This window comes from Desulfomonile tiedjei DSM 6799, from assembly GCF_000266945.1.
In the GTDB taxonomy this organism is placed as follows: Bacteria; Desulfobacterota; Desulfomonilia; order Desulfomonilales; family Desulfomonilaceae; genus Desulfomonile; species Desulfomonile tiedjei.
This window is the reverse complement of sequence record NC_018025.1, coordinates 5381757-5405677: the sequence shown is the minus strand read 5'-3', so window position 1 is coordinate 5405677 and position 23921 is coordinate 5381757. Positions and strand designations below refer to the sequence as shown.

Genomic DNA, 23921 nt, shown 5'->3' with positions numbered 1-23921 from the left:
TCGACCGAGAAACGTTTCCTCGAGGACCGTCATAGCCAAGGAGTACGTATGGCGAAGTTGCGCTTACAAGGCGAATGGAAAATGTGGTTAGGAATCGGGATTCTCCTGCTCGGAGTGGTCTTATATCTTTATTTCGCGAGCAGGCCTCCCATGGAAGGAGGCGAATACCTGTGGCGAGTGGAAAAGGTCGAAGATGACAAGACGATCCTTGCGCGTGGAAGCGGCAGTGAGATTCATATGAGGCTGATCGGACTGAAAATACCGAAAAACCAGGAAGCCGCTGCAAAAGATTACCTCACAAAAACATTGGAAACTAAATGGGTCAGATTCAAGCCCATCAGGGATAAAGGGAAAGATCTGAAAGAAGGATTTGTGTTTATTTCCGGCGAAGAAATAAATGCTCGCATGATCAGAATGGGATTGGCCGAAATCGATAGGGAAGAAACGGCCTTTGACATCCGGCCGTACATCGAATTAGAGCAGGAAGCAAAACGGGAAAAGCGGGGCATGTGGAGTCAGCCGGGTTCGGGAGCGAAATGACTATGAAGATTCTGATAATCGGTTCAGGCGGTCGAGAACATACATTGGCGTGGAAAGCGGCTCAATCGGACCTGGTGACCGAAGTAATCGCAGCCCCCGGAAATGTGGGAATCAGCCGTGAACCTAAATGCCGCCTTGCAAATGTTTCGGCTGAAAATATTCCTGCTTTGAAGGATCTGGCACTGTCCGAGAAAGTGGATCTGGTCATAGTGGGACCTGAAGCCCCCCTTGTCGCAGGCATAACCGACACTTTCCGCGAAGCCGGTCTGAGAGTTTTCGGTCCTACAGCTCGAGCTGCGGCGCTGGAAGGAAGCAAAGTTTTTACCAAGCGTCTCATGGCCAAGTACAATATCCCTTCCGCAGATTTCGAGGTTTTCGACACCTTCGATGCAGCAGAATCTTATATCAAAGGACGAACCGGATCTACTGTCGTGAAGGCCGACGGCCTTGCTGCAGGTAAAGGTGTTTTCGTGTGCCGCGACAGAGAAGAGGCTCTTTCCGCATTATCGGCTATCATGAAGGACAAAATCTTCGGTTCCGCCGGTGATCTGGTCATCGTGGAAGACTGCCTGCAGGGAGAAGAAGCATCATTCATAGCGTTTACGGACGGGCGGCATGTTCTGCCGCTCGCCAGTTCTCAGGATCACAAGGCGATATTCGACGGAGACAGCGGCCCTAATACCGGTGGAATGGGAGCTTATTCACCTGCACCGGTGGTTACTCGTGAAATCCACGACCTCATCATGAATCAGATCATGATCCCGACGGTGCAGGCTATGGATAAAGAAGGTATCCCATACATGGGTTTTCTTTATGCGGGAGTCATGATCGACAACGGACAGCCGAAAGTCCTGGAGTTCAATGCACGCATGGGAGACCCTGAGGCGCAACCTCTCCTGTTTCGTATGAAAAGCGACATGATCCCGCTTATGGTGGCTGCCCTGGAAGGAACCCTTGACCGGCAGACCATCGAGTGGCTCCCCGAAGATGCAGTATGCGTTGTCATGGCTTCAGGAGGATATCCGGGATCGTACGAAAAAGGGAAAGTTATTACCGGAATCGAAGCAGCGGATTCCCTTGATGGAGTCAAAGTATTTCACGCGGGAACGGCAAACGGTCCGAATGGTTTCGTCACCGCAGGAGGCCGCGTGCTGGGAGTAACTGCCCGCGCAGCAGGAATTTCCGTTGCCATAGAAAAAGCCTACGAAGCCGTGGCAAAAATCTGCTGGGATGGAGTGCATTACCGCAAAGATATAGGAAAAAAGGCACTGAACAGGTAACAGCCGATCTCCTGATCAAATTTCATAATCTGCCATCACCGTCAATATTAGTGTCCAGTTGAAAATAGGGATATTGGTGGGTGCCGTGTCTCCGTGCCGGCACCTCCTCAATATAATGAATGACATCCATAGAATGGACCGGCAGGGAGAGACTGTCTCAGAAGTCGAAATTTGTCCCAGATCGTGGCACGAAATTCTTATCATCTTCACGGCCTGATTGTAGGGGCGCCCCTCGTGGGTGCCCGGTAGTGACCGGCCTCCGTGCCGGTCATTGCGGGAGGGCAGGCACGAGACCTGCCCCTACAAGGATGATGAATCGTGGCACGATTTTTGTGCGTTCGAGACTTTTGAGACAGTTTCGAGATGCAGAGACGCCGGTCACCACTAGTATATTTGTAGGAGCATGGGATAAACGTCAGAATTTTTGGCAGTCGCTGAACAGCCGCACGGGATTGTTCTTTCTCCAATAAAAACTAAAAACAAGTTCCCTTTTCCCATCTGTGGACGAGAGCTTCATGAGCCTCCTTTTCGGATTGGAAGGATCTTACTTCCGTTCCTTCCTCACACTTTCCGCGATCTATGCGGCAATCACAGGTAGATGTACGGCAGAGCACAAATCTATCGATTTCCGCGCGGAGTCTTGATTCCGTGTCTACAGGAGAAGCGTCTTTCTCGGAGTTGGCTTTCATACGATACCCCCAGTCGTTTCAAGGTAGTTTACGAAGAAAACAGTTCACAGCACGGTGAAGTACCCGCAAGGTCTTCCCGTAAATTTAGATGTCAAAAGCCGAGTTGCGATTCACCGAAGAATGCAAGAAACTCGGAAAATCTCCCATCATTCAATAACATTCACCGGAATTGGGATGAACGTCAGCACAAAGAGGGCTACTGCGGTCCAGGCTAGCTTTCTGCCTGCGGCATCCAGAGGAGTGTACGGATCGAGAGGAGGCGGATGTTTCAACCCAAGAATCAATGTGAGCAGCGCAAACATCAACCAGCCCGGCCACAGGAGAATGCCGAGAGGAATCAGCAGGCAAAAGGCCGCTATGGAAATGCGCTGGGCAATCCGGGGTCCGAACAGCGCGAAGACGACATGACCGCCGTCAAGCTGGCCTATGGGAAGCAGGTTCATCGCGGTCACAAATAGTCCGAACCACGCGGCAACAGCCGTAGGATGCAGAATAATCGTCGTATTAAAAGAAAAATCTCCGAATCGGAGCAGACAGAGTAGTTCCAGAATAATCGAAGATCCAAATTCGAGCCCGGAAGACGCGGGAGCAACACCAGGGCGGACTTCCGAAAGACAGAGTCCAAGAAACAGAAGAGGAATAGCCAGACAAGCACCCGCAATGGGACCGGAAGCTCCCACCTCCGCAAGCACCCGCAAATTGGTAATCACCGATCGAATCTTGATGAAGGCCCCGAAAGTACCGAGAGGCGGAATCGCCGGTATAAAATAAGGCGGCGTCACGTCGAGCAGCCTTCGCTTGCCCACCAGATAGTGACCCATTTCATGAACCAGCAGTATGGACATAAGCGGTATGGAAAAATAGAAACCTCTCAGAAAAGAAAGCAGCCACCCGTCAGACTGCTGCTGATCCACAAAAATCAGCGCTCCGGCAAACGTAGTCGTTAGTACCGTGAGGACAAACAGTACAATATGGATTGTCCAGGATTTTCTGGGGGGTCGAAATACAAAAGGAGGGAAAGGCGTTGCTTCGTGGTCGCTCATAGAGGAACCTTAATCAGACCATTCCATAGTCTTGCGGAGGTGGATCGGTTCCCGAAAATGCGGATCGGCTTGTGCAACTCTCAAAACCTCTTCTGGCGTGGTGATTCCGTGCAGCATCTTTCTTATGGCATTTTCCCATAAGGTGCTGAACTTTTTCTTTCGTACCATTTCCTTTAACGCGAGCATATCCGGTTCATCCACAATCAATTTTGCGATGTCGTCATCGACTCCCACTACTTCATAGACACTTTCCCGTTTAAAATAGCCTGTATCGCGACATTCGTGGCACCCGCTCCCGCGTTTCAGCAATATCTTCTCCGGACCTTCAAAGTTGAATCCTCTTTTGTTCAGGTCTTTTATGCTGACGGAGTATTCCTGACGGCAGTAGGGGCAGACCCTTCTTATCAGTCTTTGAGCAATCATTCCCACAACGGTTCCCGCAAGGAGGAAACTTGGTACACGGAGATCCAACAGGCGGTTGATGGAACTCAAAGCATCGTTCGTGTGCACCGTGGTAAAGACCAGATGCCCCGTCAGAGCTGCTTGAACCGCCAGGGAAGCAGTCTCCTCATCCCGGATTTCACCAATCATGATTACGTCCGGGTCCTGTCTCATGACGTGCCGCAACATGGGCCCGAAAGTCATCTTTTCTTCGGGATTGTGCAGCATGCTCACTGCAGGATTGACGGCGATCTGGTTGAATTTTTCGTACACCATTTCCACAGGATCTTCGATGGTCGTAATATTTCTTTCCGATGTGGAAAGCACCTTCATTGCGGAATACAGGGTTGTGGTTTTACCCGAGCCCGTGGGACCGGTGACGAGTATGATTCCAAAAGGCTTGTTTATGAACGATTGAAATGTGGTGAGATCGAATGGGTTGAATCCCAGTTCTTCGAGGTCCATGAACAACAGTTCCGGGTCCTGTATTCTGCACACCGTTTTTTCACCGAAAGCAGTGGGAACCGTGGAGACACGGACCTCGACTTCGTACGTCCGAGTGTCTAACTTTATTCTGCCATCCTGAGGACGTCGTTTTTCCGCGATGTCCATCTGGGACATGGTCTTTACGCGGGAGGTGAAAGCCTGATGCAGAGCTGCAGGTATCCAGTCCACATCGTGCAATACTCCGTCGATGCGCATCCGGATCAGGGTCTTGGTTCGCTTCGGCTCGATGTGAATGTCGCTGGCCCTGAGTGACAGGGACCGGCGAAACATGGCGTCCACAGCGGTACGGATATTTTTGTCAGTGTGGGAGATTTCTTCAAGGCTCTTGACTTCAGCGAGACGCTCGAGGTCGGACAATTCCTTGAAGTACTTTACATGTTTTTCGGCAGCAGCCTTGATCGATCCTCGAAACCCGTGAAATTCGAGAATAATTTTCATGATATCGGTTTTGGGCGATATCACGATATCGAGCTCTCTCCCCGAGACTCTGGAGACATCTTCAAGCACTTCACGCTGGGAAGGGTCGTAAATGGAAATCTTCAGTTTTCCATTAGTCTCCTGTAGAGGAATGATGAGAAACCGGTCGGAAAACTTCTGCGGGAGCACGCGAGTCACGAAATCCGGGTCAAGTTCGAGGGATTCCAGGCGCATGAAGGGATAGCCCATGTAGTTCGCCATGGCTTCCACAAGAACTGGTTCCTCCAGGGTGCCCCTGGGCCCGGAGAGTTTCATTTCAACGATAATTTCCAGCGCGGTTGTCTGATGAGCATGAGGAACCGATTCCCGCACCTGTTTGGCGCGTTCCTGCGCGAGACGGTCTTTTATGTAAAGCTCGGCTTCCTGTAATCTGAGCAAACCGTTATCATCCAGATAACCATTTGAATAGAGTATTTCAGCTATCAGATGAATGTCGTCGTACAAGTGCACTTTTCAACACCAAGTATGATGATTGGGTGTACAGACCACTTCATTGTCGTGCCTGATCACGAGTACGCATGATAATGACTGGGGGGACCTGAATCAAGAAGGTATGTGAGGCAAGCGAAAATATGATGAGCCTGCGATGCAGATTTGACCGCTTGCCTGTTATTCGGGATTATTCCGGTTCGTCCACGTGCTCGCGCAATTCTTTTCCAGTTTTGAAAAAAGGCAGTCTTTTTTCGTTTACTGCAATTTTATCACCGGTTTTCGGATTCCGCCCTGTGTAGCCCTGATACTCTTTTACCATAAAGGAGCCGAATCCTCGTATTTCGATCCGGTTACCCTCCACGAGTGCCACCGACATAGTGTCGAAGACGAGATTGACGATTTCTTCCGATTTTCTCAAGGGAAGGTCCGTTTCCTTGGCCAAGGCCGCAATAAGATCTGACTTGTTCATGGCATCTTCCTTTTTCACTTACTTGGCCTTTCTGACTAGGTCTCTCAGGCTTTTGGACGGAGCAAACCGAGGAACTTTGGCTGCAGCGATTTTAATCTTCTCTCGGGTCTGGGGATTTACTCCATTACGAGCCTTCCTCTTGAGGACGCGAAAAGTGCCGAGATCGGCGATCCGGATCTTGCCTTCCTTCTTCTTGAGCGACTCGTGAATGGCTCCAACAAGAGCGTTTAGCGCTGTGGCCGCGGCTTTTTTTGAAATGCCGGCCTGTTCGGCCATGCGGTTAACAACTTCAGCCTTGGTCATGGTACCCTCCTAACACGGGAAAAATGCATGAAAAACCAAAAAAGATGTAAAGATGCAGAATGTTAGTTCTACTCTGGTGATTTGTCAAGACAAATTGACAAGATCAACAATCCTGATTGATGCACGCGTCTCAATAAGAAAAAGAGATCAGGCATGCATTCATCGAGCGATCGTGCCACTTTTTGCTGTCTGAATCCCCCCGACTTCGATGAAAGACGGCTGATACACACATTCCCGGCAATGAATTACCCGCCTATTCTCCTTCGGCCCTTTGGGACAAAGAGCAGGAGCGAATTCCCGACGGATAACTAAATGGATTAGATTTAGGGTAAAGCTTCAGTTATTCGCGGGAGCAATTGTGATGGATATAGCTATTCTTGAGGGCCGTTTCTTTGAAAGAGGAGTTCATAGGGGTCCAGCTTAAGATTCGTTGCTAATTGATCGAGAGTTTTCTTCATCTGTTCTGCAGGGTCGTTACCTCGTTTCTTGAGGGTGGTGAGGACGGTTGTGAGAATACTGCGCGTCTTGGCTCCGTTATCAGAAATAGATCCATAGCTGACCTTCCTTGCCACAACAGTGGGTCTCAGATCTCTTTCGGCTAAATTGTTTTCTGCCGGAATCGTTCGGTCTCGAGCCCAGTGATAGAGCCTCTCTTCATTTTCACGGAAGATACCTTGGATCCGGCGAATGCCCATATGGCGGGCCGGTCGTTCCATTGCGGCCTTAATTTCAGTCCGAAGCTTAGCCGCTCGACGATAGAATTGCTTATCCGTAATCGGTTGGCTGCGAAGTCCCTGAGCGAGTGCAAGTAAAGGAGCCACAACAGCCACAAAAGTTGAGACCTCTGCTTCTTCGGGAAACTCTTTTTCCAAATCCTGGACATCTCGCAGAAGGTGAGCGTAACAATATTGAATCTCACATGGAGCTTTCTTGTAGCCGCGGTAACGATCCACAACCAAAACGCCCGGTAGCCGATCTTTGCCGAGGACTGCATGAGCTACTTGGGACGAGCGACTCTTGCCAAATTGGAAAATGCTCAAATCGGGAGTGGCGAAGAGCCAAACGTATCCGTTCTTGCCGTCAGTGCGCCAGCTCGTCTCATCTGCGTGTTTCACAGGAGCTTGTCGATATTCTTCAATGAGCTTCTGGGGAACTCTTTCAAAAAGTCGCCCCATTCGATGATATACCTCCATCAGGCTTCCTTCGCTTACTCCAGTCTGTTCACAGATTCGTCCCATGGGAAGACCATAGAAGTAATACATCGTCATGGCATTGGCAATGAGTTGATTTCCGTAAAGACTCTTGGGAAGCACCCCGGGAGTCTGGGGAGTAAACGTGCGTTCACAACGATAACAATACCTTTTGGGTAAGCGAAATACTATTCGTTCGGGTTTTTGAGAAGGCGTATCCAGGACACTCCTCTCTTCCACCCCTTTCTTTTCAAGAATACCCCCGCATTCGGGACAGATATCTGGAGCCTCCACTTCTACCGCATAATCAAACTCGCACTCGTGGCTCTTGCGACCGGAACCTTTGTGTCCCTGCCGCGCACCTTTGGGCTTTTTCTCCTTCTGTTCACTGTTCCTCTTGATTGGTATTTTGGATGAGGGAGTGGAAGAGCCGAAGTATCCTTCTTGAGCCTTGCGCTCTTGATAGCGCAGTTTAGCCTCCAGGCTCTGGATCTTTCTTTTAACTCGTCAATGCAACGCTGTTTTTCCAAACAAACCGGACAACCGTTTATGCCCATCCCATCATCACCTGAACAAGCGTTTCACCCACCAAGCCTATACCCCATCTCAAACCCGAACGCGAGAACCATTTAACCCCAAAAATAAAATTCTTCTCAAACTACCGCTCGAAACTGAAGCTTTACGATTTAGGAATTTTTACTCTTGACAACGCGCTGCGAACAGACTATGGGGGCGGACGGTAGTACGGAGGCGTATCGCTCATGAACGACTTGACGCTTTTGGAACATCTTGAAACCATAGCCCAGCGTCTGGGGATAGAATTGAGATACGAGAATCTCGGGATGAGTGGAATTCGCAGTGAAGGCGGCTACTGCCGGCTCGCGGGCAAGGACATGATTCTCATCAACCGCAAGGATTCACCCAGACGCAAAGTTACTATACTCGCCAGGTCCCTGAACCGGGTCAACCTTGAAGGAATATTCATCCCGCCTGCAGTCAGAAAGATTATCGAAGAACAGGTCAATTAAGAAGAAAGCGATTTGGAAGAGTTTTCCGGGGAACCCTTTTTTGCAAAAAAGGGTTCCCCGGCCCCCCAATGCTGTTGACTTAAGCTGCGGGGACATTTTTGTACCTGCGGTAAAGCCATTTGTTTTTGCTTTGCTTGTTCACCCTTGGTTGGGGTGGTCGCTGACTGTTTGGTCGATAGTATTTGACACGATAGATTTCTTTGAGAATATCCTGAAAGATTTCGATGGCTCTTTCAGGATCGTCTGCGGCGAGCACGGCGGCTTCAGACGCGAGCGTCATGACCGCATTCTTGAACTGAGGTTCTCCGAGCTCTCCACCGAGTAACTGGGTGGAAATGGCCATGAGAGTTCTTGAGATCACAGCCATGATCGCAGCTGCAAAGAGTTCTTGCAGGACGCTGTTGCAGGTTTTGCCATGAAATTTTTCGATTTCGAGCCCAATCTTTTCATCCCGGAAATAGCTCTCGATTTCCCATCGCCTGAAATAGAGGTCAGTGATCTCCTGTCTCGGAAACTCCACCTTGTCGTAAAGATTCGTCAGGAGAACCGAGAGGGTTCCGTCAGGATTGGACAGTCTGATGACTCTCACTCTGATGGGCTTGGCGGCCTTTCGTTGTTCAGCCGTCACCTGGCTGAGATAGTTCGATGTCGGAGGAATCACGATTTCGGCTTCGCTCTTCCCGCTCCGAATGAATTCCTTTACTGTGGCGAAGGTGGACGTTGCGGGGCAACGTATCACGAAATAGCCTTTGAACTTGTCCAAAAGGTAGCTGAGAAATTCATATCCTGGGTAACCTCGATCCAGGAGCAAGACACTTCCCTCAGGCACGAGGGGCAGGAGATGTTTGGCTTGGTCCCGCTCCGAAGAATTCACCGGGACCACAGTTCTTGCGATGGGCAGACGTCTGAAGACGTCATAGAGCGTGCATACAAGACACTGAGGATAATGTCCTTTGCCCGCTTGCCCAAGTCCGCTCTCAGGATCAAACTCGGCCCTGAGCTCATCGGCGGCTGGAAGCGTATAGTCGGAGCCATCTATCGCATGAGTGGACATACCATGCCACTCGTCCTTCGGGCTCTTAGGCCAACACTCATAAGCCAGACCAACCGCATCATCGAGTATTTGCCGAAAGATCCTCCAATCCACCTTTTTGCGCGCCTTGGTGAGCGCGCTTCGATGGATCGCCTCGGCGTCAGGCCAAAGGCCAAGAATTCTGGCATGTCGAAAGAATTCACCGGATTTCATGTCCACTCCTTTACCCTTTCCACTGGCGGCAATGGACAAGATGAAGGTGATAAGCTTTCCAAAGGCGAGTTTTCTGTTTCGAGTAAAGTCCTGAGGCGAGCGTTTCTTGGAAGGGTCGATTTGTCCGGGAATAATGTGAAGAAATTTTTCAGCGTACGCGCTAAGTTGGCATGGTTCTTCAAAGCATAATGCGTGCCATAATAAAATCCTTTCAGCAGCTTGTTTTGAAAGAATTTATCGCGCGTAACTACCCGCATGTCAACACAATTCCTTCTGAATTCTCGGAGGTTAAACGTGAAAAATCAAGAACCCTTTCCTTAATTCAACAGCATTGCCCCGGCCCCCTCCCCAAAAACTCTTAATATTATAACCATACAAGTAAACGAGACGAATCGTCTGAAACTCGATTGCCGCGAGATTATTCGCATCCATGTTTCGGGAAGACTGACGTTCTCGTATCACGGAGTAGATTTTGATGGTTGTCATTGCGAGGGCGAAGCCCGTGGCAATCTCCAGACTGAGATGACTGATCCAGCTATAGGCATTCTTTTTCAGGAGCATTGCACAGGAAGAGAGCGACTGAGCAATTTCATGGGACCTTGCTTGTAAAGAATGTCCTTCCAAAAGTTCTTGAGGAGGGGTTTGGGGAGGAACTTCTTACAAGAAGTTCCTCCCCGATATTTTTCACATTCTTCACATTGCGCAGCCGCAACTTGCAGACACGTCCTGTTTCACAGGATGCACAAGAGCGATTCCATCGGGGGTTCGAGTCAGGAGACCGGCTTTTTCGATAGCTTTCAGTATTGCTTCACATGACTCCCAGTCAGTGCCGAGATACAGGGGCAGCATCTCCTTGTACGTGCTTAACTCATGATTCGAGTCCATTGCATACAGGCTCATGACCACCTGCTTGTGGACTAAGTCGAGAATGGGGTTCGCCATGAGCGCTTGAATTGTCTCATCATTCATGACCAGATGACTCACACCGTCAACACACATGGATACCTCACACTGGCAGCTATTTTGTCTAGGTTAATGCAGGTGACCGATTCTGTCCAGGCTACGATCCGTTTACCGAGATTTCAGATTGCAGCTTCCATAAAAACTCCGGAATTCTTCGTAGCTCTCCGGTGTGCCGATATCGAAGAACGGTTTTGATTGGACCAGTCCGTACAGGGTTCCAATCCGGACCAGTTCCGGAAATATTCTTTCTTCCATGGAATATGCGCCCTCCGGAAGCTGCCGGATAAAATCCGCGCTCAGCAGAGAGCACCCTGCGTTGACAAGTCCGATACCTCCGACACGGTTCTTCTCCGTGAATCCGGTTACTTTTCCGGCAGAGTCCACCTGGACGGATCCATAGCGGCTCACGTCTTCAACCTCATAGAGCGAAAGCGTAACATCAGCGTTGTTTTTCCGGTGAAACCGATAGAGCGCTTCCACGTCGGCATCGAAAAAGGTGTCGCCATTGACGAGCAACGTGGTTTCAGCGGCGAAGCGTTCCGCGAATTTAACCGCACCTCCTGTGCCGAGAGGATTAGGCTCTTTGGAGAAACGAATGCTTACGCCGGGGAATCTCTGCGCATGGAAGTATTCTTCGACAACTTCTCCCATGAACCCGGTCAAGAGGACAAACTCACGGATTCCTTTGCCGCTCAACAGTTCAATGAGCAGGTGCAGGAAAGGAGTCTGCCCTATGTCAGCCATGGGTTTGGGGCGGTCGGAGACGACCTCCCGGAGCCGAAGTCCAAGGCCGCCTGCCAGGATGAATGCCGAAATGGGGAGATCGCTAGGCTTCGGTTGCATATTCGAATTTCCGGCACACACATTGAGGATTTCTCCGGACAGGCGCGACATGGAAACAGCCACGCCATACGTCCAGCACCAGCAAACCCGAAAGAACCTGATCTTCATGACCCGACAGAATCTTGAGCGCTTCGGTTACCTGTAGAGAAGCAACGGTCGCAGCCCCGGAAGAGAGGACTCCCACCGTGGACGCACGGGCGTGATTCTCCACTGCTTCGGGGTTCGGCCACAAACACCTCAAGCACGGGGTTTTGCCAGGAATAATCGTCATGATGTTCCCGACGGTTTCCACTGCTCCGCCAAACACGTACGGAATCCCCCGGGTCAGTATGGCGTCGTTCACAAGGTATCGGGTTCTGGTATTATCCAGAGCGTCCACCACCAGATCCACGCCCCCGACGAGTGCATCCACATTATCCGGTCCGATTTCAGCGTTCACGGGCTCGATCTTAATTGAGGAATTCGCTGCCTTCAAATGAGCAAAGGCAGCTTCCGCCTTTGACAAACCCCTGTGCACGTCCGCCTCGTCGTACAGCACTTGTCGCTGGAGGTTATGGAGTTCCGGAGCATCCTGGTCCACAATCCGCATGAATCCTACTCCCGCTCGGGCAAGCAACAGAGCGGCAACAGAACCCAGTGCGCCCAGACCGGCGACAAGAATGCGAGACTGCTCGATCCTGCGCTGGCCGTCTTCTCCGATCACTCGCAAGAGCATGTGTCTGCTGTATCGTGGAATCGGGTCCATGTGAAACTCGAGGCTGTAGATGATAACGGGAAGGTAGCTTGCTTTGGATGCCAAGTCACCTTTCGGCAATGAGATTCGGGCCTGTCAAAGCAGTTGGGAAGAGTCTGGGAAACACTTTTACAAGAAGGGTTTACCAAATCTTATCTCTTTATGCAATCAGTATTAGAAGAAGATCTACAATCTCAACCGGGGATCTGTCACATTCTCCGGGGATATCATTCTTTGTCCCGATTCAATCTCCTTTACCATTCCGGTTACCGCATCGTTCAAAGGAGTGGGGACGCTGAATTCTCTCCCTTTGTTGCAGATGTACCCGTTCAGGTAATCTATTTCCGTCGGTCTTCCCCGTTCCAGCGATTGCAGGCTGGAAGATTTTATCCTCCGATATTTGAATCCGATCACTCGAACTGTTGCATGCTTTCTCAGCCTGGACCAAAATCCATCGCCTGAAAGAAATTTGTAGTAGTCCAGTTTTCCGCCGCCTCCAGGCTCAATTCTGATGTTCATCGCATTCGCTACGGCAACTGCTTCCGTCATAAGGCCCATGAAAATGTTCCTTACCTGTGCACTTGCCAGGAGCTTCCCCAGAGTCATGCCGGTCAAAGCGCCCAGTGTATTGATACACGAGTTGACAATCAGCTTGGAATACAATTCCCCCATAATATTCTCGGATATTCTCGTGGGAGCCACGCTTGAGAGAGCCTCTTTCAGCAAATCGAGGCGAGGGTCCACTTTGCCGTCGAGATTTCCGATAACGAACTCCCCGGGAGAAGTAACCTCCAGCCGGCCCGGCCCCAGCATTGTGGCACCCCAGGCAACTACGCAGCCTATGAGACGCTCTCGTCCCAGCACTTCCGCGAGCGCTTCTTCGCAGATACCGTTCTGGAGCGACACCACAAAGCCGTCATCGGAGAGCATGGGCAACAGCTCTCGCGCGGCTGACACACAATCGGTTGCTTTGGTAGCAAGTAACACCACTTGAAGCGGCCCTGAAAGCTCTTTAATCGACGCAACCGCATGCAGCGGCGTACGGCTTTCTCCTCGAAGACCCGTTATGAGAAGCCCGGGATCTGAGCATTGTTTCGCTATTTCCTGGCGTTTGCAGATAATTTCCACGTTCCACCCGGCTCGGCTCAAGAAGGCCGCGGTAACGCCACCTATGGCTCCTGCGCCTACGACAGTGATCTTGGGTTGGCTGTGTTCCATTATTGTGTGCTCCCGATGGGGTTAGAAGGAGTTGTAAGAAGGAGAGTGCCTGCACTTTTGACAATGCATATTTCTACATTCCGTGTCACGGTTCAATACCTTTTTTGGGTTCAGAAGGAGTGCGTGCGCTCGGATCGAATTGCGGAGTGCTGTCCATACGCTCAAGGAAGATTGCCATTCTCCGGAGTTAAATTTTCCGGCTGGAAATGAGCTCCAGGACCTCGTACCATTTTGCATTCAATGTGCTAACTACACTGACCTTGCTCTGCAGGTCAGTGGCACCCCTATATCCGTGCCTAAATGTCAATCTTTGGGTGCCACGGACCTACATGGCAGGTCCGTGTTAACTATCTTGACTGCAAACCCTGTCAATGAGGCATTCTCACGAGAACCGCTTTACATGGACGTTGCCCGAGGGACATGCTATACATTCTGTAGATACAAAAATCGAATTTAGTTGATTCATGAACCTCTGTGTCCCCGATTCCAAAAAATCCTGTGCAGCATGTTGCGGCCTGTACAACGTGACAAATGGTACGCGGCAACATCTGGAACGCAATCTTGCCGAGCGGACAATCTTATTTGCGACTACCGAGCGAACAGCCGACAGTCTCGAGAGCTTTCAACATGCGGTGCGAAGAGCGGAGTCGGTTCAGCCTTTGGATTCCATAATTCATGTGTGCGAGTTCGCAGGATTTCTGGATACAGAGCACAGTCTTGTGGGATGCATGCTTCATCCGTCAGCTCCCGATAACCGGAATGTTGATTTGAGAGGCATGTGCCATTACGGCAGTATGGCATGCAAAGCGTTCTACTGCCCTGCATGGAAAGAGCTACCGTCCAGAATGACAAAAGTGATTTGCAGTGCCGTTGAGGATTGGCATCTGTATGGTTTGGTTGCAACTGATGTACATTTCGTCAGAGCCATTTTCGACTTCCTGGATGTTGTGGCAGGTACGGACTCATGGGATTCAGAAGTGCTCAATAATAAAGCGCTATCGGCTTTTCGCAGAGTTCTTTTGTGGAAACAACACTGGCAAGGAGCACCTTGTTCTCATGTTCGCAGGAGCGCCTATTACATAAAGCGGGATAGCTGCATAGAATCGAAATCTCCCGTAGAACGCATACTCGGCAGTTTGGAATTTGCATACAGGGAGAGCTTTGATTCCCCGGCTATGCGGGATTGCATAGAAACAGGTCTCAACGATCTTGCTGCAGCATGCTTTTCGTAAAGGCGCCACTCGGCTCAAGGCTCGAAAGTCCCGAAGGGACGAACCATGTGTAGCCACGGGTGCAAGAAAGCGTCTCAAAACCTGCGCACTGCGGCGAATCACGCAAGCCGGACGGGAGGACCTGCTTCTGGGAAAAAAGCAGTCCCGTCAAGTGAAGATCAGGCGAGGTTCGATCCGAGTGTACTGTCCGTTATAAGGTCATGGTCTCCCTCCGGCTGCTTACGTGAATGCCACCTCGCCGGATACCCAATGGTGGTAGAGCTTCCTGAGATTTATGGTCGTGCAAATAAGGTCCCACTGGGCCTTTACGTTGTCGATTCCGGCCACGGTCCATCGCCGAAAGCTTAATGCGCTCTTGATCCAGGCAAACGGTGGCTCGATAATCTTCTTTCGAGTCTTCAGGCGCTCTTTGTTCTCTGGTTTTTCCCTCTTGCTGCGGTGTCGTTCTAGGGCCGCCTCGTAAACGCTGAGGTCTATGAGGCGTCCGTTCTTGCTCTTGGAGCATTTCCAGCGATTGGGACACGTTAGAAAATCCTTGCAGTGATACCTGCGAACCTCATTGTGGTTCTTGCCGTTAATTTTCCGCTGATGAAAAGGCAACAAGCGCCCTTCAGGGCATATGAAGCAATCACGCTCCTGATCAAAGACGAACCGGGATCGGTGATAGAGATCCTCATCCGCACCTCTCTCGGAAACAATTTCCCCTGACGATTTCCCGATAAGAATGCCGTATTCTCGCTCATGGGCCAGACCTATCTGCCCTGAGGAAAAATATCCCCCGTCCGCCACATTTTCCTCTGCCACAGCGCCCAGATTCTCTTTCACCTTGTCGAGCATGGGGACCAATTGCCCGTTGTCGGCCCCATCCGTGACCACATCTGCGGCCACGATAAGGCCGCTCTTTTGGTCGGCAACCGCCTGAGCGTTGTACGACAAGTCTTTGGTCCGGCGATTCTTCATAAAGCGAGCTTCCGGTTCCGAAGGGTGAACTGACTTCTTGTCCGATTCATCCAACTCCTTCAGAGCCTCTTGTATCCGCTGTTTCCGTTTCAATCCGTCTTGCATGGACTGCGGAAGGCGATACTCACCGGTCTCTTCCCGCTCGGCTCTCTCTATCTCAGTCATCGCATCGGCAATCGTGCGGTCCAATCTCTCCGAAACACTTTCCAGAAACCTCTCCAGGTGCTCACGACCCCGAGCCTTGTCGTTGGATGAGACGGCTTGGATCTTGGTCCCGTCCACGGCATGAAGAGCTAGACCGATCAGATCGGCCTTCAGAGCAACACGAATCGACTGTCTGAACAGATGCCTCAATGATTTCTTGTTCGCCTTGAAGAATCGCCATAAGGAATTATGATCCGGAGCATTCATCCCCGTCAGCCAAATCAGCCCCATATTCTCAAGGCAACCCTTCTCAAGCTTACGGGTACTCCTGATCCGATTGAAGTATCCGAAAAGCCACACCTTCAACAGAAGATCTGGCGCATACGGAGGACGTCCTGTATCGCTGTCGGGAACCTCGATTCCCAACTCGGACAGATCCAAGGAATCCACGAAATCTCGGATAAAGCGCGCCGGGTGATCCTTAGCCACCCAGTCTTCCACTGACGGCGGAAACATCAAGATCTGTTCGTAATCGGCCCGGATCTGTTTGCCCATGACAGCCTCGTGGTTGTTGAATTCCTCTCCTTTCTAGTACATCTCTTGGCAAATCGCGAGCCCAAAATGGAGTTTTGAGACAGTTTCGCAAACCCGTGGGGCAGCGGCGCCACATTATAAAGGCTTGGACCCTGAAAGGGGTCCACGATTGCGCCCATCTGAGTTCAAGTTGAACGGTGGTCGACCCCGCCAGGGTCCTCACTGCTCGGTTTTGGCTATAATTCTCTCCATGGGTTGCACCCATGGCTACCATTTGTATCGCCCCGTTGGGGCTCCAGCCGGCACGTCTCTGCCACACGAGCGCCAATAGTTGAGCTGATGATATAATCCATTCGCAAAAAACTATCCAGTATGCATGACGGAACATCACATATTAAACCAGTATGTTAACGTAACTCTTTTAAGCATATTCTCACTATTTGCTTGCCGGATAATGAAAATGCTTGACCGCAGGCTAGTCATTTAGTATTGTCATGGTATTCGTCTGTCTAAAGATTTTGGAAGAAAACCTGGCCCATCGGGTCACGGGAGTTGAATATGCGGCGTTATGCTGTAATGCTTATTGCTTTGGGTATGGTCATTTTCGCTTTTCCGTTGAACAGTTCCGCTTATTCTACGTCACTTGGACCGTGCGAGCTCACCCCCATATCCTATGCGCCTCCTCCGCCGCCTATATGCGCTGCTCCACCTCCCCCACCACACTGCGGTCCTTGCCCCCCTCCGGTGAAATGCTACCCGAGGAAAATGGTCGGACCGCCGCCGTGTGCTATAGTGGTGTGCAGTTGGTTTGCTCCAACCGCCGCTGATTATAGGTGCACTCCCCCTGCGCCGTGTCCCCCGCCGCCCGCGTGTGCTCCTGCGCCTTGCGGACCGGCTGTTTGCCGATAGGTTATAATCGACCGGAATTCGCGCTTGCTCCATTGTGTGGGTGCTTCAATCCGATGAGGAGATCGTTTCAATGAAGAGGGCTGTATTCGTCTGTGTTTTCCTTCTTTTACCTATTTTCTCGTTCGCTCAGGGACAGTCTGTTCGGGAATTTCCTCCGTCAGTGGTAAAGACAAGTCCTCAGTGCGGTGAAATTGGTGTCGATGCAGCAGCGACTAAGCAGATTTCGGTAACGTTCAGCAAGGATATGCTTGATCGAAGTTGGTCCTGGGGACAGGTTTCGGCTGATTCGTTTCCGAAAATCATCGGACAACCACGTTATATCGATCCCAAAACTTGTGTTGTCGACGTGGAACTCGAGCCTGGAAAAACATACGTTGTATGGATTAACACGGGAAAACTCACGAATTTCAAAGATACTGACGGAAAACCGGCTATTCCTTATCTCCTGGTGTTTCAGACGAAATGATGTTTTCTTCCAATCCTGAGGTTCACTTCTGCTTTAAGGCCCGGCACAGGTCTGCTCCGGAATTGTAGGCTTCATCCAAATATTCCGGAAAGCCGAGGACCTCGCCAGCTCCATCGAGCCCACGATATAGAAGACTCCGCCACAATTGCATGTCGAGCGTATCCAGAAAGTACCGGACCGTGAGCAGCGTACCTTCGAAGAGCTTTTTCCCGCGAGTCGCTCCCACTGAAATAAATAGTGCTTTCTTGGGATTGTTTTCAAAGTTGGGTGCTGCTGCTGTTTCGGAAGCCAGCCAATATTTCTTCACCCAGAGAGACTGGCATCTGTCCATGAATATTTTGGTATGCGCGGACACAGTGTAGAAGAAGATAGGAGACGCGAGCATCAGGCCGTCGCATTTTATGAGCTTATCGTACACCATCTGAAAATCGTCCCGTATGACGCACCTGCCCTGTTCTTTACACCCGTATATCTCAAGACATGGAGACATCTTGAGATCGCGTAGGGTTATTTCTTCAACATTGGCTCCCATGGACATTGCACCTTCAACTGCTCGTTTCAGCAACGTCGAAGTATTTCCTTGTCTTCTTGGACTGCCGTGAATAGCCAGTATGTTTGGATTCATGTGTGTGCCCCGTAGTGTCTGTTCGCACCGGATACAATTTAGTTCCGAATTTCAACTATAGCAGCATTTTTGTGAGTACAAAGCGATTTGATTTCTGCACTCCACCGTACGTACGCTCAGTAAGCCATTCTCTTCTTTGGATCTCAATGCATTTTGATTGCGTTTGTTCATGATGAAGCCGTATTCGTACGAACTCCAACATGAACTAATTGTCTAATATAAACAGGAAAGGGAGCTGTTAATCTTCCTTTTCGGGGATTCGATGCACATCGTATAATCAACCTTGATGTATTTGAAAACGCAGGGCTGATCCGACGTAAGTCGTTAGGATTGGTGCGTTTTCACCCAGAGATGGAGACGGAGGATGTATCCTTTAACTAGTCTGTTGTTTAAACCACTCGAACTAACCATACGGAATTGGGAGGCTTTTCTGAACAGTATAAATGCAGCCTCTTTATACTGGAGAGGCGTTCTTGATTCCAACCGCGATTTTGTAAATCCGTGGTTAACTGCATATAGCTATTTTCTTCGAGAAGAAATGGAAAAGCTCAACTCGGGTCGAGTGAGTAATCCGGCGAGCTACGCTTCACTCGTGAAAATGAGCACAGATCGTGCTATGGCTGCGTGGGAAGCCGTAATGGAAAAAGCGTGGGCTTATCACACGAAGGAATTATTTCGTTATCTTTCTTTGAGTCTTGGAATTAACGGCAACGGCAATGCAGTGAACGCCTATTACAGTGAATTGATGCAGGCCCTGAGAACGGAAGTAATCGACATGCCCGCAGCCGTGAAAGATATCAGAAGAGAATACGGCTTTCATCTCGAGAGTGATGCATATGTCAAAGTAGCAGAAACCGAACGTATGGAGCTGTACCAGGTGCTACCTAATGCTCGAGGAGTAAAGGTCGATCCCTCAATGAAACCGGTTATGATCGCTCACCCTTACGTACTGGGACCAAATATCCTTGCTTTTCTGCCGGGAGAAGGAAAGAGCTATGTCCACAGTTTTGCGAACCAGGGTATCCCGACATATGTGAGAATCATAAAGAATATAGACGAAAACCCTGCAGTGCAGACCATGACTGGCGAGGATGATGCGCTGGACACTCGTTATTTCGCTCGCATCCTCGTGAAGCGCCACGGAAAGCCGGTGACCCTGAATGGCGTGTGTCAGGCCGGTTTCATATTCCTCGCTGATATTTTAACCGGTCGGCTGGACGGATTGGTTGATGCTCTGATTACTGCAGCATCCCCTGCCGATGGGACCAGGAGCCCGGGCCTCAAGGGTTTCCTGAATGAGATTCCCAGGGATTTCCGTACTCTCGGCTATTCGTTGAAGACGTTGCCCAACGGAAATAAGGTCGTTGACGGGCAAGTGATGAGCTGGGTGTATAAGCTGAAGAGTATCGAGTCCGAGTTTCCGCTGGTCTCTTTTTATCGGGATTTGGATACGTTTCAAGAGAAGATTCGGAAAGGGATCAAGCTGATTTCGAAGACCACGGCTGCAGTCGGTCATTGGCTATTATACGATCGAACAGATTTACCGCTGGCGATAACAGAATTGAGTAAGATTTCTTACTCCAAACCCATTTCCCGATCGGGAGATTTGCCGTTTGAGCTGTTCGGACAAAAGCTCAATTTGCATTCTCTCACGGAGAAGAACATAAAACTGCTCATCTGTTACGGCAGAGACGATAAGCTCGTGGAACCGCCTTCAGCATTGGCGCCTCTGGATTACATTCCGGGAGAAAAGACGGAATTTCCCAAAGGCCATGCCGCGATGTTCACCTCGTGGTCAGATCCGAAATCCGAGTACGCTTTGCACAAACGATTTCAAAACGGACAGCGCGGGCCGGTGAGATTTCATCTGGACCTGGACAAGGAAATGTCACATTCATCACCCCACGAGAAAGTGGCTTAAAAGCAAAGAAATCGGGGAGGAACTTCTTGCAAGAAGTTCCTCCCCGAACCCCACTTCAAGAACTTTTAATACTCGCTGGAATGCAATTTCCCTACAGGAAATTGCATTCCAGCGAAAGAGAAAGTTCCTGGAAGGTTTGGGGGGAAATATCCTTTACAAAGAAGGTCCCTTCAGTATTTCTTAATGGCAAATTGGGATCAGTCAGGAAGATCTTCGCCCATTATGCCGGTAGGGCGGGTGAGAAGAATAATAATGAGTATGGAAAAGGCGGTAGCGTCCCGGTAACCTGACCAGTCGGGCCAAATCGCCACGATGAGTATTTCTCCCAGCCCCAGGATCAGACCTCCCAGAGCTGCCCCCATGACATTGCCTATGCCTCCCAGGACTGCAGCGACAAAGGCTTTCAGGCCCGGAATGACACCCATGAACGGCTCAAGCGCAGGATATTTCATGCACCACATGATCCCGCCGGCTGCCGCAAGGGCTGATCCCAGTGCGAAGGTAAACGCGATCACCCGGTCCGCATCCACCCCCATGAGCCGAACGGTTTCCACGTCCCTGGAAAGCGCTCTCATGGCCATGCCGATTCTTGTATACCGGAGTATCCACATCAACATCATGAGCAGCGCTGCGGTCACCAACACCACCCAGATGGAGAGCCGCGGAATAGAGAGACCCGCAAATGAGATCGCTCCCTCGAACCAGGAAGGCGTGGGAAAGGTTTTGGGACGGCCTCCGATGATTACGAGCGCGAGGTTTTCCAGCAGAAAAGATATTCCTATGGCAGTGATCAATGCGCTTATTTTCGGACTGCGACGAAGAGGTCTGTAAGCGCCACGATCTATGAGGATACCCAAAAGAGCTGTCAGCACCACTGAAATACCGAATCCCACTGGCCAAGGAATGCAGAAAACCACGATGCCGAAGTAAGCGATATACGCCGAGACCATGAGCAAATCGCCATGGGCGAAATTGATGAGGCGGAGGACTCCGTACACCATAGTGTATCCTATGGCCAGAAGCCCGTAAAAGCACCCCAGCGTAAGTCCGAAAACCATTTGTTGTACAAAGAAACCGGCGTCCACGAGATTGCCTGTCGAATACCGATCTCCAGGGAGAGCTGCGATTCCAGGCTCCCCGGAGAATCAGCGGATATATGAGTGCTACTGCTGGGGAGGTATTGTTCTCACGAAGACAAATTTACCATCCTGAACTTTGTTGAGCACCATTGCTTTTATAGGATCGCCGTTCGGCTTCATGGTAATCTTGCCGCTCACTCCTTCGAAATCTTTTGTTTCCACCAGAGCATCACGTATTTTCTGCGGATCGGTGGAACCTGCTCTTTTGATCGCGTCGAGCACAATGAAGTAGGCATCAGCGCCCATTGCAGTGAATGCGTCGGCTTCCTTCCCGTATTCCTGCTTGAACAATTCAAGCCACTTCTTTCCCCGCGGATTGTCAACCATATCCTTATGGTAGTGCGTTGTGAAATAGATCCCTTCTACAGCGGGTCCTCCCAGTTCAATCAATTCTGGAGCTTGAACTCCATCCCCTGCAAGAATCGGAGCCTTCAGTCCCATTTCCCTGGCCTGCTTCGCGAGAAGCGCTGCTTCCGTGTAGTAAATGGGGGCATAGATAACGTCCGGATTTGAGGCCTGAATGCTACTCAATTGCGGAGTGAAGTCCCTGTCGCCGCTCTTGAATCTCGTTTCGGAAACGATCTTTCCTCCGGCCTTCGTGAACTCTCTCTTAAAGAAGGTGGCCAGTCCGACGGAATAGTCTTGCTGAATGTCGTAGATCAGCGCCGCAGTCTTGGCTTTGAACTGGTCGACAGCTACCTTGGCTCCAACATCACCCTGTTCGGTATCGATGAAGCACACCCGAAAGATGTACTTGCGATTCTGAGTTACCAGCGGATTCGTAGCAGTTGGGCTCACCATGGGCACTTTCCGTCGTTCGGCATGATCCGCGCCCGCGAGGGTATTCCCGGAGATCATTTCTCCGATAATGGCAACCACTTTTTCTTTCTCTATGAGCCTGGATACGGCATTTGCAGACTCGACTTTATCGGACTTGGTGTCCACAAGTTTGACTTCCACCGGCCGTCCCAGGACTTCAGGCTCCATCTTTTTTGCAATGGTAATGCCGTCCCAGCCCATTCCTCCGTACGCGGCAACATTTCCCGTCATGGACAAGTACGCGCCCAGAACAATCGGATCCGCGGCAATTGCTGGAGCTGCAGCGATAAGAAGCGCCATAATCGCAAACAGTATCCTTCCCATGCTCACCTCGTGTAAAAGAGTTTTGTCTCTGGCTTCTTAGAACAGGCCGGAGATTGGTCTGACGAAAGTCACTATGTGCGGTATGTCAAGTCGCGAACGGCAAGTCCGCGCAAAGCGTCATCATATAAACAAAACCCGAATGGAAAGTAAACGCTTATCCTTTGACGAAACATTTTCTGAGGTGTATGTTCGGCTCCACAGACCGATACCAATTTGCTTTCAAAGTTGGACGAAAATCCCCTCTACCCCCCCTTTATAAAGGGGGGAATGGGGGGGATTTTGAATGCAAATTGGTCTGAGAAGAGTTTCAGAAATTCGCTACAATGAACGCCTTGAGCATACCATAACGACGAGTGGAATCAATGACTGACAAAAACCGGGCCAATCTGAGAATCGGCGTCATCGGCGTGGGCACCATGGGGCAACATCATGCGAGAATCGTTTCCCAGACATCCAGAATTACATTGGCCGGAATTTACGATCCCGATCCTGCAAGAGCTGCGGAAATAAGCTCACGCCACGGATGCGTCTGTTTTACCGATCTGAACGACCTTCTCAAAGAGAGTGACGCGGTATGCATTGCTGCTCCCACCGTTACCCATCTTGAGCTTGGAACCGTGTGCCTGGAACACGGGCTGCACGTCTTGATGGAAAAACCATTGGCCCATGATGCGGCTTCAGCATCGCAGCTCGTCGAAATCGCCCGAAAAGCCGACGTCATTCTCATGGTCGGACATGTGGAACGATACAACCCGGCTGTCATCGCAATGATGAGCACACTGGCCGAAGCACGCGAAGAAATAATCTCCATCGATTGTCGCAGACTTGCTCCCTTTGACGGGACTCGTTGCATCGATGCAGACGTGCTCTTCGATCTCATGATTCACGATGTTGACTTGGCTCTTGAAATTGCAGATTCACCCATTGAGAGTATTACCGCATCGGGTAGACCGGTTTTTTCCGACAAAACCGATGTGGCGAATGCGAGAATGCTGTTTCGTAATGGAGCCACCGCAGCATTCTGGACAGGAAAATGTTCTCCGAAAAAAGTGCGGACCATAACTGTCACTACCCCCAGGCGGTACCTTGTGGCCGATACCATTGCCAACACACTACACATGCATGTAGCGGATCGGCTTCCTGCTATGGAGTCGGGTATTTGCCTCATGGGGGACATACGATCTGAAGAGATTTCAGTGCCTCGTCTCGAGCCGCTTCGGAGCGAGTTAGAGGATTTTTTCAATGCCGTGCAGTGTTCCTCATGTCCTGTTGTCCACGGAGAACGTGCGTTGTGGGCAATGCAGGCGCTGGACCTCGTGGCACTTTCCATTTCGCGATCAGGTGAACTCGTCAAGCCGGACGCTGATACATAGAAGTAAGTTCACAAGATTGTTTCATAAAGGGGGTAAGGGGCAAGGGGAATTTTCCCCACGAATAACTGAATGC

General features: G+C 50.5%; 20 protein-coding genes and 1 pseudogene. 7 read left to right on the top strand and 14 right to left on the bottom strand.

Going from position 1 to position 23921, the window contains the following annotated elements:
• Nucleotides 1–48 precede the first annotated feature (48 nt).
• Together DESTI_RS23185 and purD are read left to right on the top strand one after the other, a co-directional pair.
• Nucleotides 49–540, top strand: a complete 492-nt coding sequence (locus DESTI_RS23185; RefSeq protein ID WP_014812409.1) for a thermonuclease family protein — start codon at nucleotides 49–51, stop codon at nucleotides 538–540.
• A gap of 2 nt (nucleotides 541–542) precedes the next feature.
• Nucleotides 543–1820 carry a phosphoribosylamine--glycine ligase gene (gene purD, locus DESTI_RS23180; protein WP_014812408.1) on the top strand — a complete coding sequence of 426 codons (1278 nt, stop codon included), beginning with the start codon at nucleotides 543–545 and terminating at the stop codon, nucleotides 1818–1820.
• Between the two features lie 835 nt (nucleotides 1821–2655).
• Here the strand turns inward: purD and DESTI_RS23170 are convergent.
• The 5 genes and pseudogenes from DESTI_RS23170 to tnpC form a co-directional block, all read right to left on the bottom strand.
• Entirely contained in the window at nucleotides 2656–3552 is an 897-nt protein-coding gene (locus DESTI_RS23170) for a site-2 protease family protein (protein ID WP_014812406.1), read from the bottom strand.
• Between the two features lie 9 nt (nucleotides 3553–3561).
• A complete protein-coding gene (locus DESTI_RS23165; RefSeq protein WP_052316092.1) occupies nucleotides 3562–5421 on the bottom strand; it encodes a GspE/PulE family protein in 1860 nt (619 codons plus the stop codon).
• A gap of 175 nt (nucleotides 5422–5596) precedes the next feature.
• Nucleotides 5597–5878, bottom strand: a complete 282-nt coding sequence (locus DESTI_RS23160) for an HU family DNA-binding protein (protein WP_014812404.1) — start codon at nucleotides 5876–5878, stop codon at nucleotides 5597–5599.
• 18 nt (nucleotides 5879–5896) lie between these two features.
• Nucleotides 5897–6181, bottom strand: coding sequence for an HU family DNA-binding protein (locus DESTI_RS23155; protein ID WP_014812403.1), 285 nt, complete (start codon nucleotides 6179–6181; stop codon nucleotides 5897–5899).
• 371 nt (nucleotides 6182–6552) lie between these two features.
• A pseudogene (gene tnpC, locus DESTI_RS23150) lies at nucleotides 6553–7928 on the bottom strand (IS66 family transposase).
• Between the two features lie 204 nt (nucleotides 7929–8132).
• Between tnpC and DESTI_RS23145 the strand changes: the two are divergent.
• A complete protein-coding gene (locus tag DESTI_RS23145; protein ID WP_014812402.1) occupies nucleotides 8133–8399 on the top strand; it encodes a hypothetical protein in 267 nt (88 codons plus the stop codon).
• A 79-nt stretch (nucleotides 8400–8478) separates the two neighbouring features.
• Here DESTI_RS23145 and DESTI_RS23140 read toward each other — a convergent pair whose 3' ends face one another.
• The 5 genes from DESTI_RS23140 to DESTI_RS23110 all read right to left on the bottom strand — a co-directional run bounded on the left by DESTI_RS23140 (nucleotide 8479) and on the right by DESTI_RS23110 (nucleotide 13402).
• Nucleotides 8479–9696 (bottom strand): IS4 family transposase, encoded by a 1218-nt coding sequence (locus tag DESTI_RS23140; RefSeq protein WP_237671475.1) that lies wholly within the window; start codon nucleotides 9694–9696, stop codon nucleotides 8479–8481.
• Between the two features lie 642 nt (nucleotides 9697–10338).
• Nucleotides 10339–10644 (bottom strand): hypothetical protein, encoded by a 306-nt coding sequence (locus DESTI_RS23125; RefSeq protein WP_014812400.1) that lies wholly within the window; start codon nucleotides 10642–10644, stop codon nucleotides 10339–10341.
• Nucleotides 10645–10716: 72 nt separating this feature from the next.
• Nucleotides 10717–11451, bottom strand: coding sequence for a nucleotidyltransferase family protein (locus DESTI_RS23120; RefSeq protein WP_014812399.1), 735 nt, complete (start codon nucleotides 11449–11451; stop codon nucleotides 10717–10719).
• On the bottom strand, nucleotides 11435–12250 hold the full coding sequence (locus DESTI_RS23115) for a HesA/MoeB/ThiF family protein (RefSeq protein ID WP_052316091.1): 816 nt from the start codon (nucleotides 12248–12250) through the stop codon (nucleotides 11435–11437). The genes DESTI_RS23120 and DESTI_RS23115 overlap by 17 nt, the downstream gene beginning before the upstream one ends.
• Before the next feature lie 120 nt (nucleotides 12251–12370).
• Nucleotides 12371–13402: a ketopantoate reductase family protein gene (locus tag DESTI_RS23110; RefSeq protein ID WP_014812397.1), complete on the bottom strand. Its 1032-nt coding sequence runs from the start codon at nucleotides 13400–13402 to the stop codon at nucleotides 12371–12373.
• Nucleotides 13403–13866: 464 nt separating this feature from the next.
• Here DESTI_RS23110 and DESTI_RS29345 point away from each other — a divergent pair, with 464 nt between their 5' ends.
• Complete coding sequence (locus tag DESTI_RS29345) at nucleotides 13867–14634, top strand: hypothetical protein (protein ID WP_014812396.1); 768 nt, start codon at nucleotides 13867–13869, stop codon at nucleotides 14632–14634.
• Nucleotides 14635–14853: 219 nt separating this feature from the next.
• On the opposite strand, the gene DESTI_RS23100 is transcribed toward DESTI_RS29345, so the two are convergent.
• Nucleotides 14854–16293, bottom strand: a complete 1440-nt coding sequence (locus DESTI_RS23100; protein ID WP_014808019.1) for an IS1182 family transposase — start codon at nucleotides 16291–16293, stop codon at nucleotides 14854–14856.
• A gap of 958 nt (nucleotides 16294–17251) precedes the next feature.
• Here DESTI_RS23100 and DESTI_RS23095 point away from each other — a divergent pair.
• On the top strand, nucleotides 17252–17647 hold the full coding sequence (locus DESTI_RS23095; RefSeq protein WP_041286432.1) for an Ig-like domain-containing domain: 396 nt from the start codon (nucleotides 17252–17254) through the stop codon (nucleotides 17645–17647).
• Nucleotides 17648–17669: 22 nt separating this feature from the next.
• On the opposite strand, the gene DESTI_RS23090 is transcribed toward DESTI_RS23095, so the two are convergent.
• On the bottom strand, nucleotides 17670–18272 hold the full coding sequence (locus DESTI_RS23090; protein WP_014812395.1) for a flavodoxin family protein: 603 nt from the start codon (nucleotides 18270–18272) through the stop codon (nucleotides 17670–17672).
• Between the two features lie 538 nt (nucleotides 18273–18810).
• On the opposite strand from DESTI_RS23090, the gene DESTI_RS23085 reads away from it, so the two are divergent.
• Complete coding sequence (locus tag DESTI_RS23085) at nucleotides 18811–20193, top strand: metal transporter (protein WP_157212251.1); 1383 nt, start codon at nucleotides 18811–18813, stop codon at nucleotides 20191–20193.
• A gap of 197 nt (nucleotides 20194–20390) precedes the next feature.
• On the opposite strand, the gene DESTI_RS23080 is transcribed toward DESTI_RS23085, so the two are convergent.
• Both DESTI_RS23080 and DESTI_RS23075 read right to left on the bottom strand, forming a co-directional pair.
• Nucleotides 20391–21251: a branched-chain amino acid ABC transporter permease gene (locus tag DESTI_RS23080; protein ID WP_041287514.1), complete on the bottom strand. Its 861-nt coding sequence runs from the start codon at nucleotides 21249–21251 to the stop codon at nucleotides 20391–20393.
• Nucleotides 21252–21356: 105 nt separating this feature from the next.
• Nucleotides 21357–22475: an ABC transporter substrate-binding protein gene (locus tag DESTI_RS23075; protein ID WP_014812391.1), complete on the bottom strand. Its 1119-nt coding sequence runs from the start codon at nucleotides 22473–22475 to the stop codon at nucleotides 21357–21359.
• A 362-nt stretch (nucleotides 22476–22837) separates the two neighbouring features.
• Between DESTI_RS23075 and DESTI_RS23070 the strand changes: the two genes are divergently transcribed.
• Nucleotides 22838–23848 (top strand): Gfo/Idh/MocA family protein, encoded by a 1011-nt coding sequence (locus DESTI_RS23070; RefSeq protein ID WP_014812390.1) that lies wholly within the window; start codon nucleotides 22838–22840, stop codon nucleotides 23846–23848.
• Nucleotides 23849–23921: the final 73 nt, after the last annotated feature.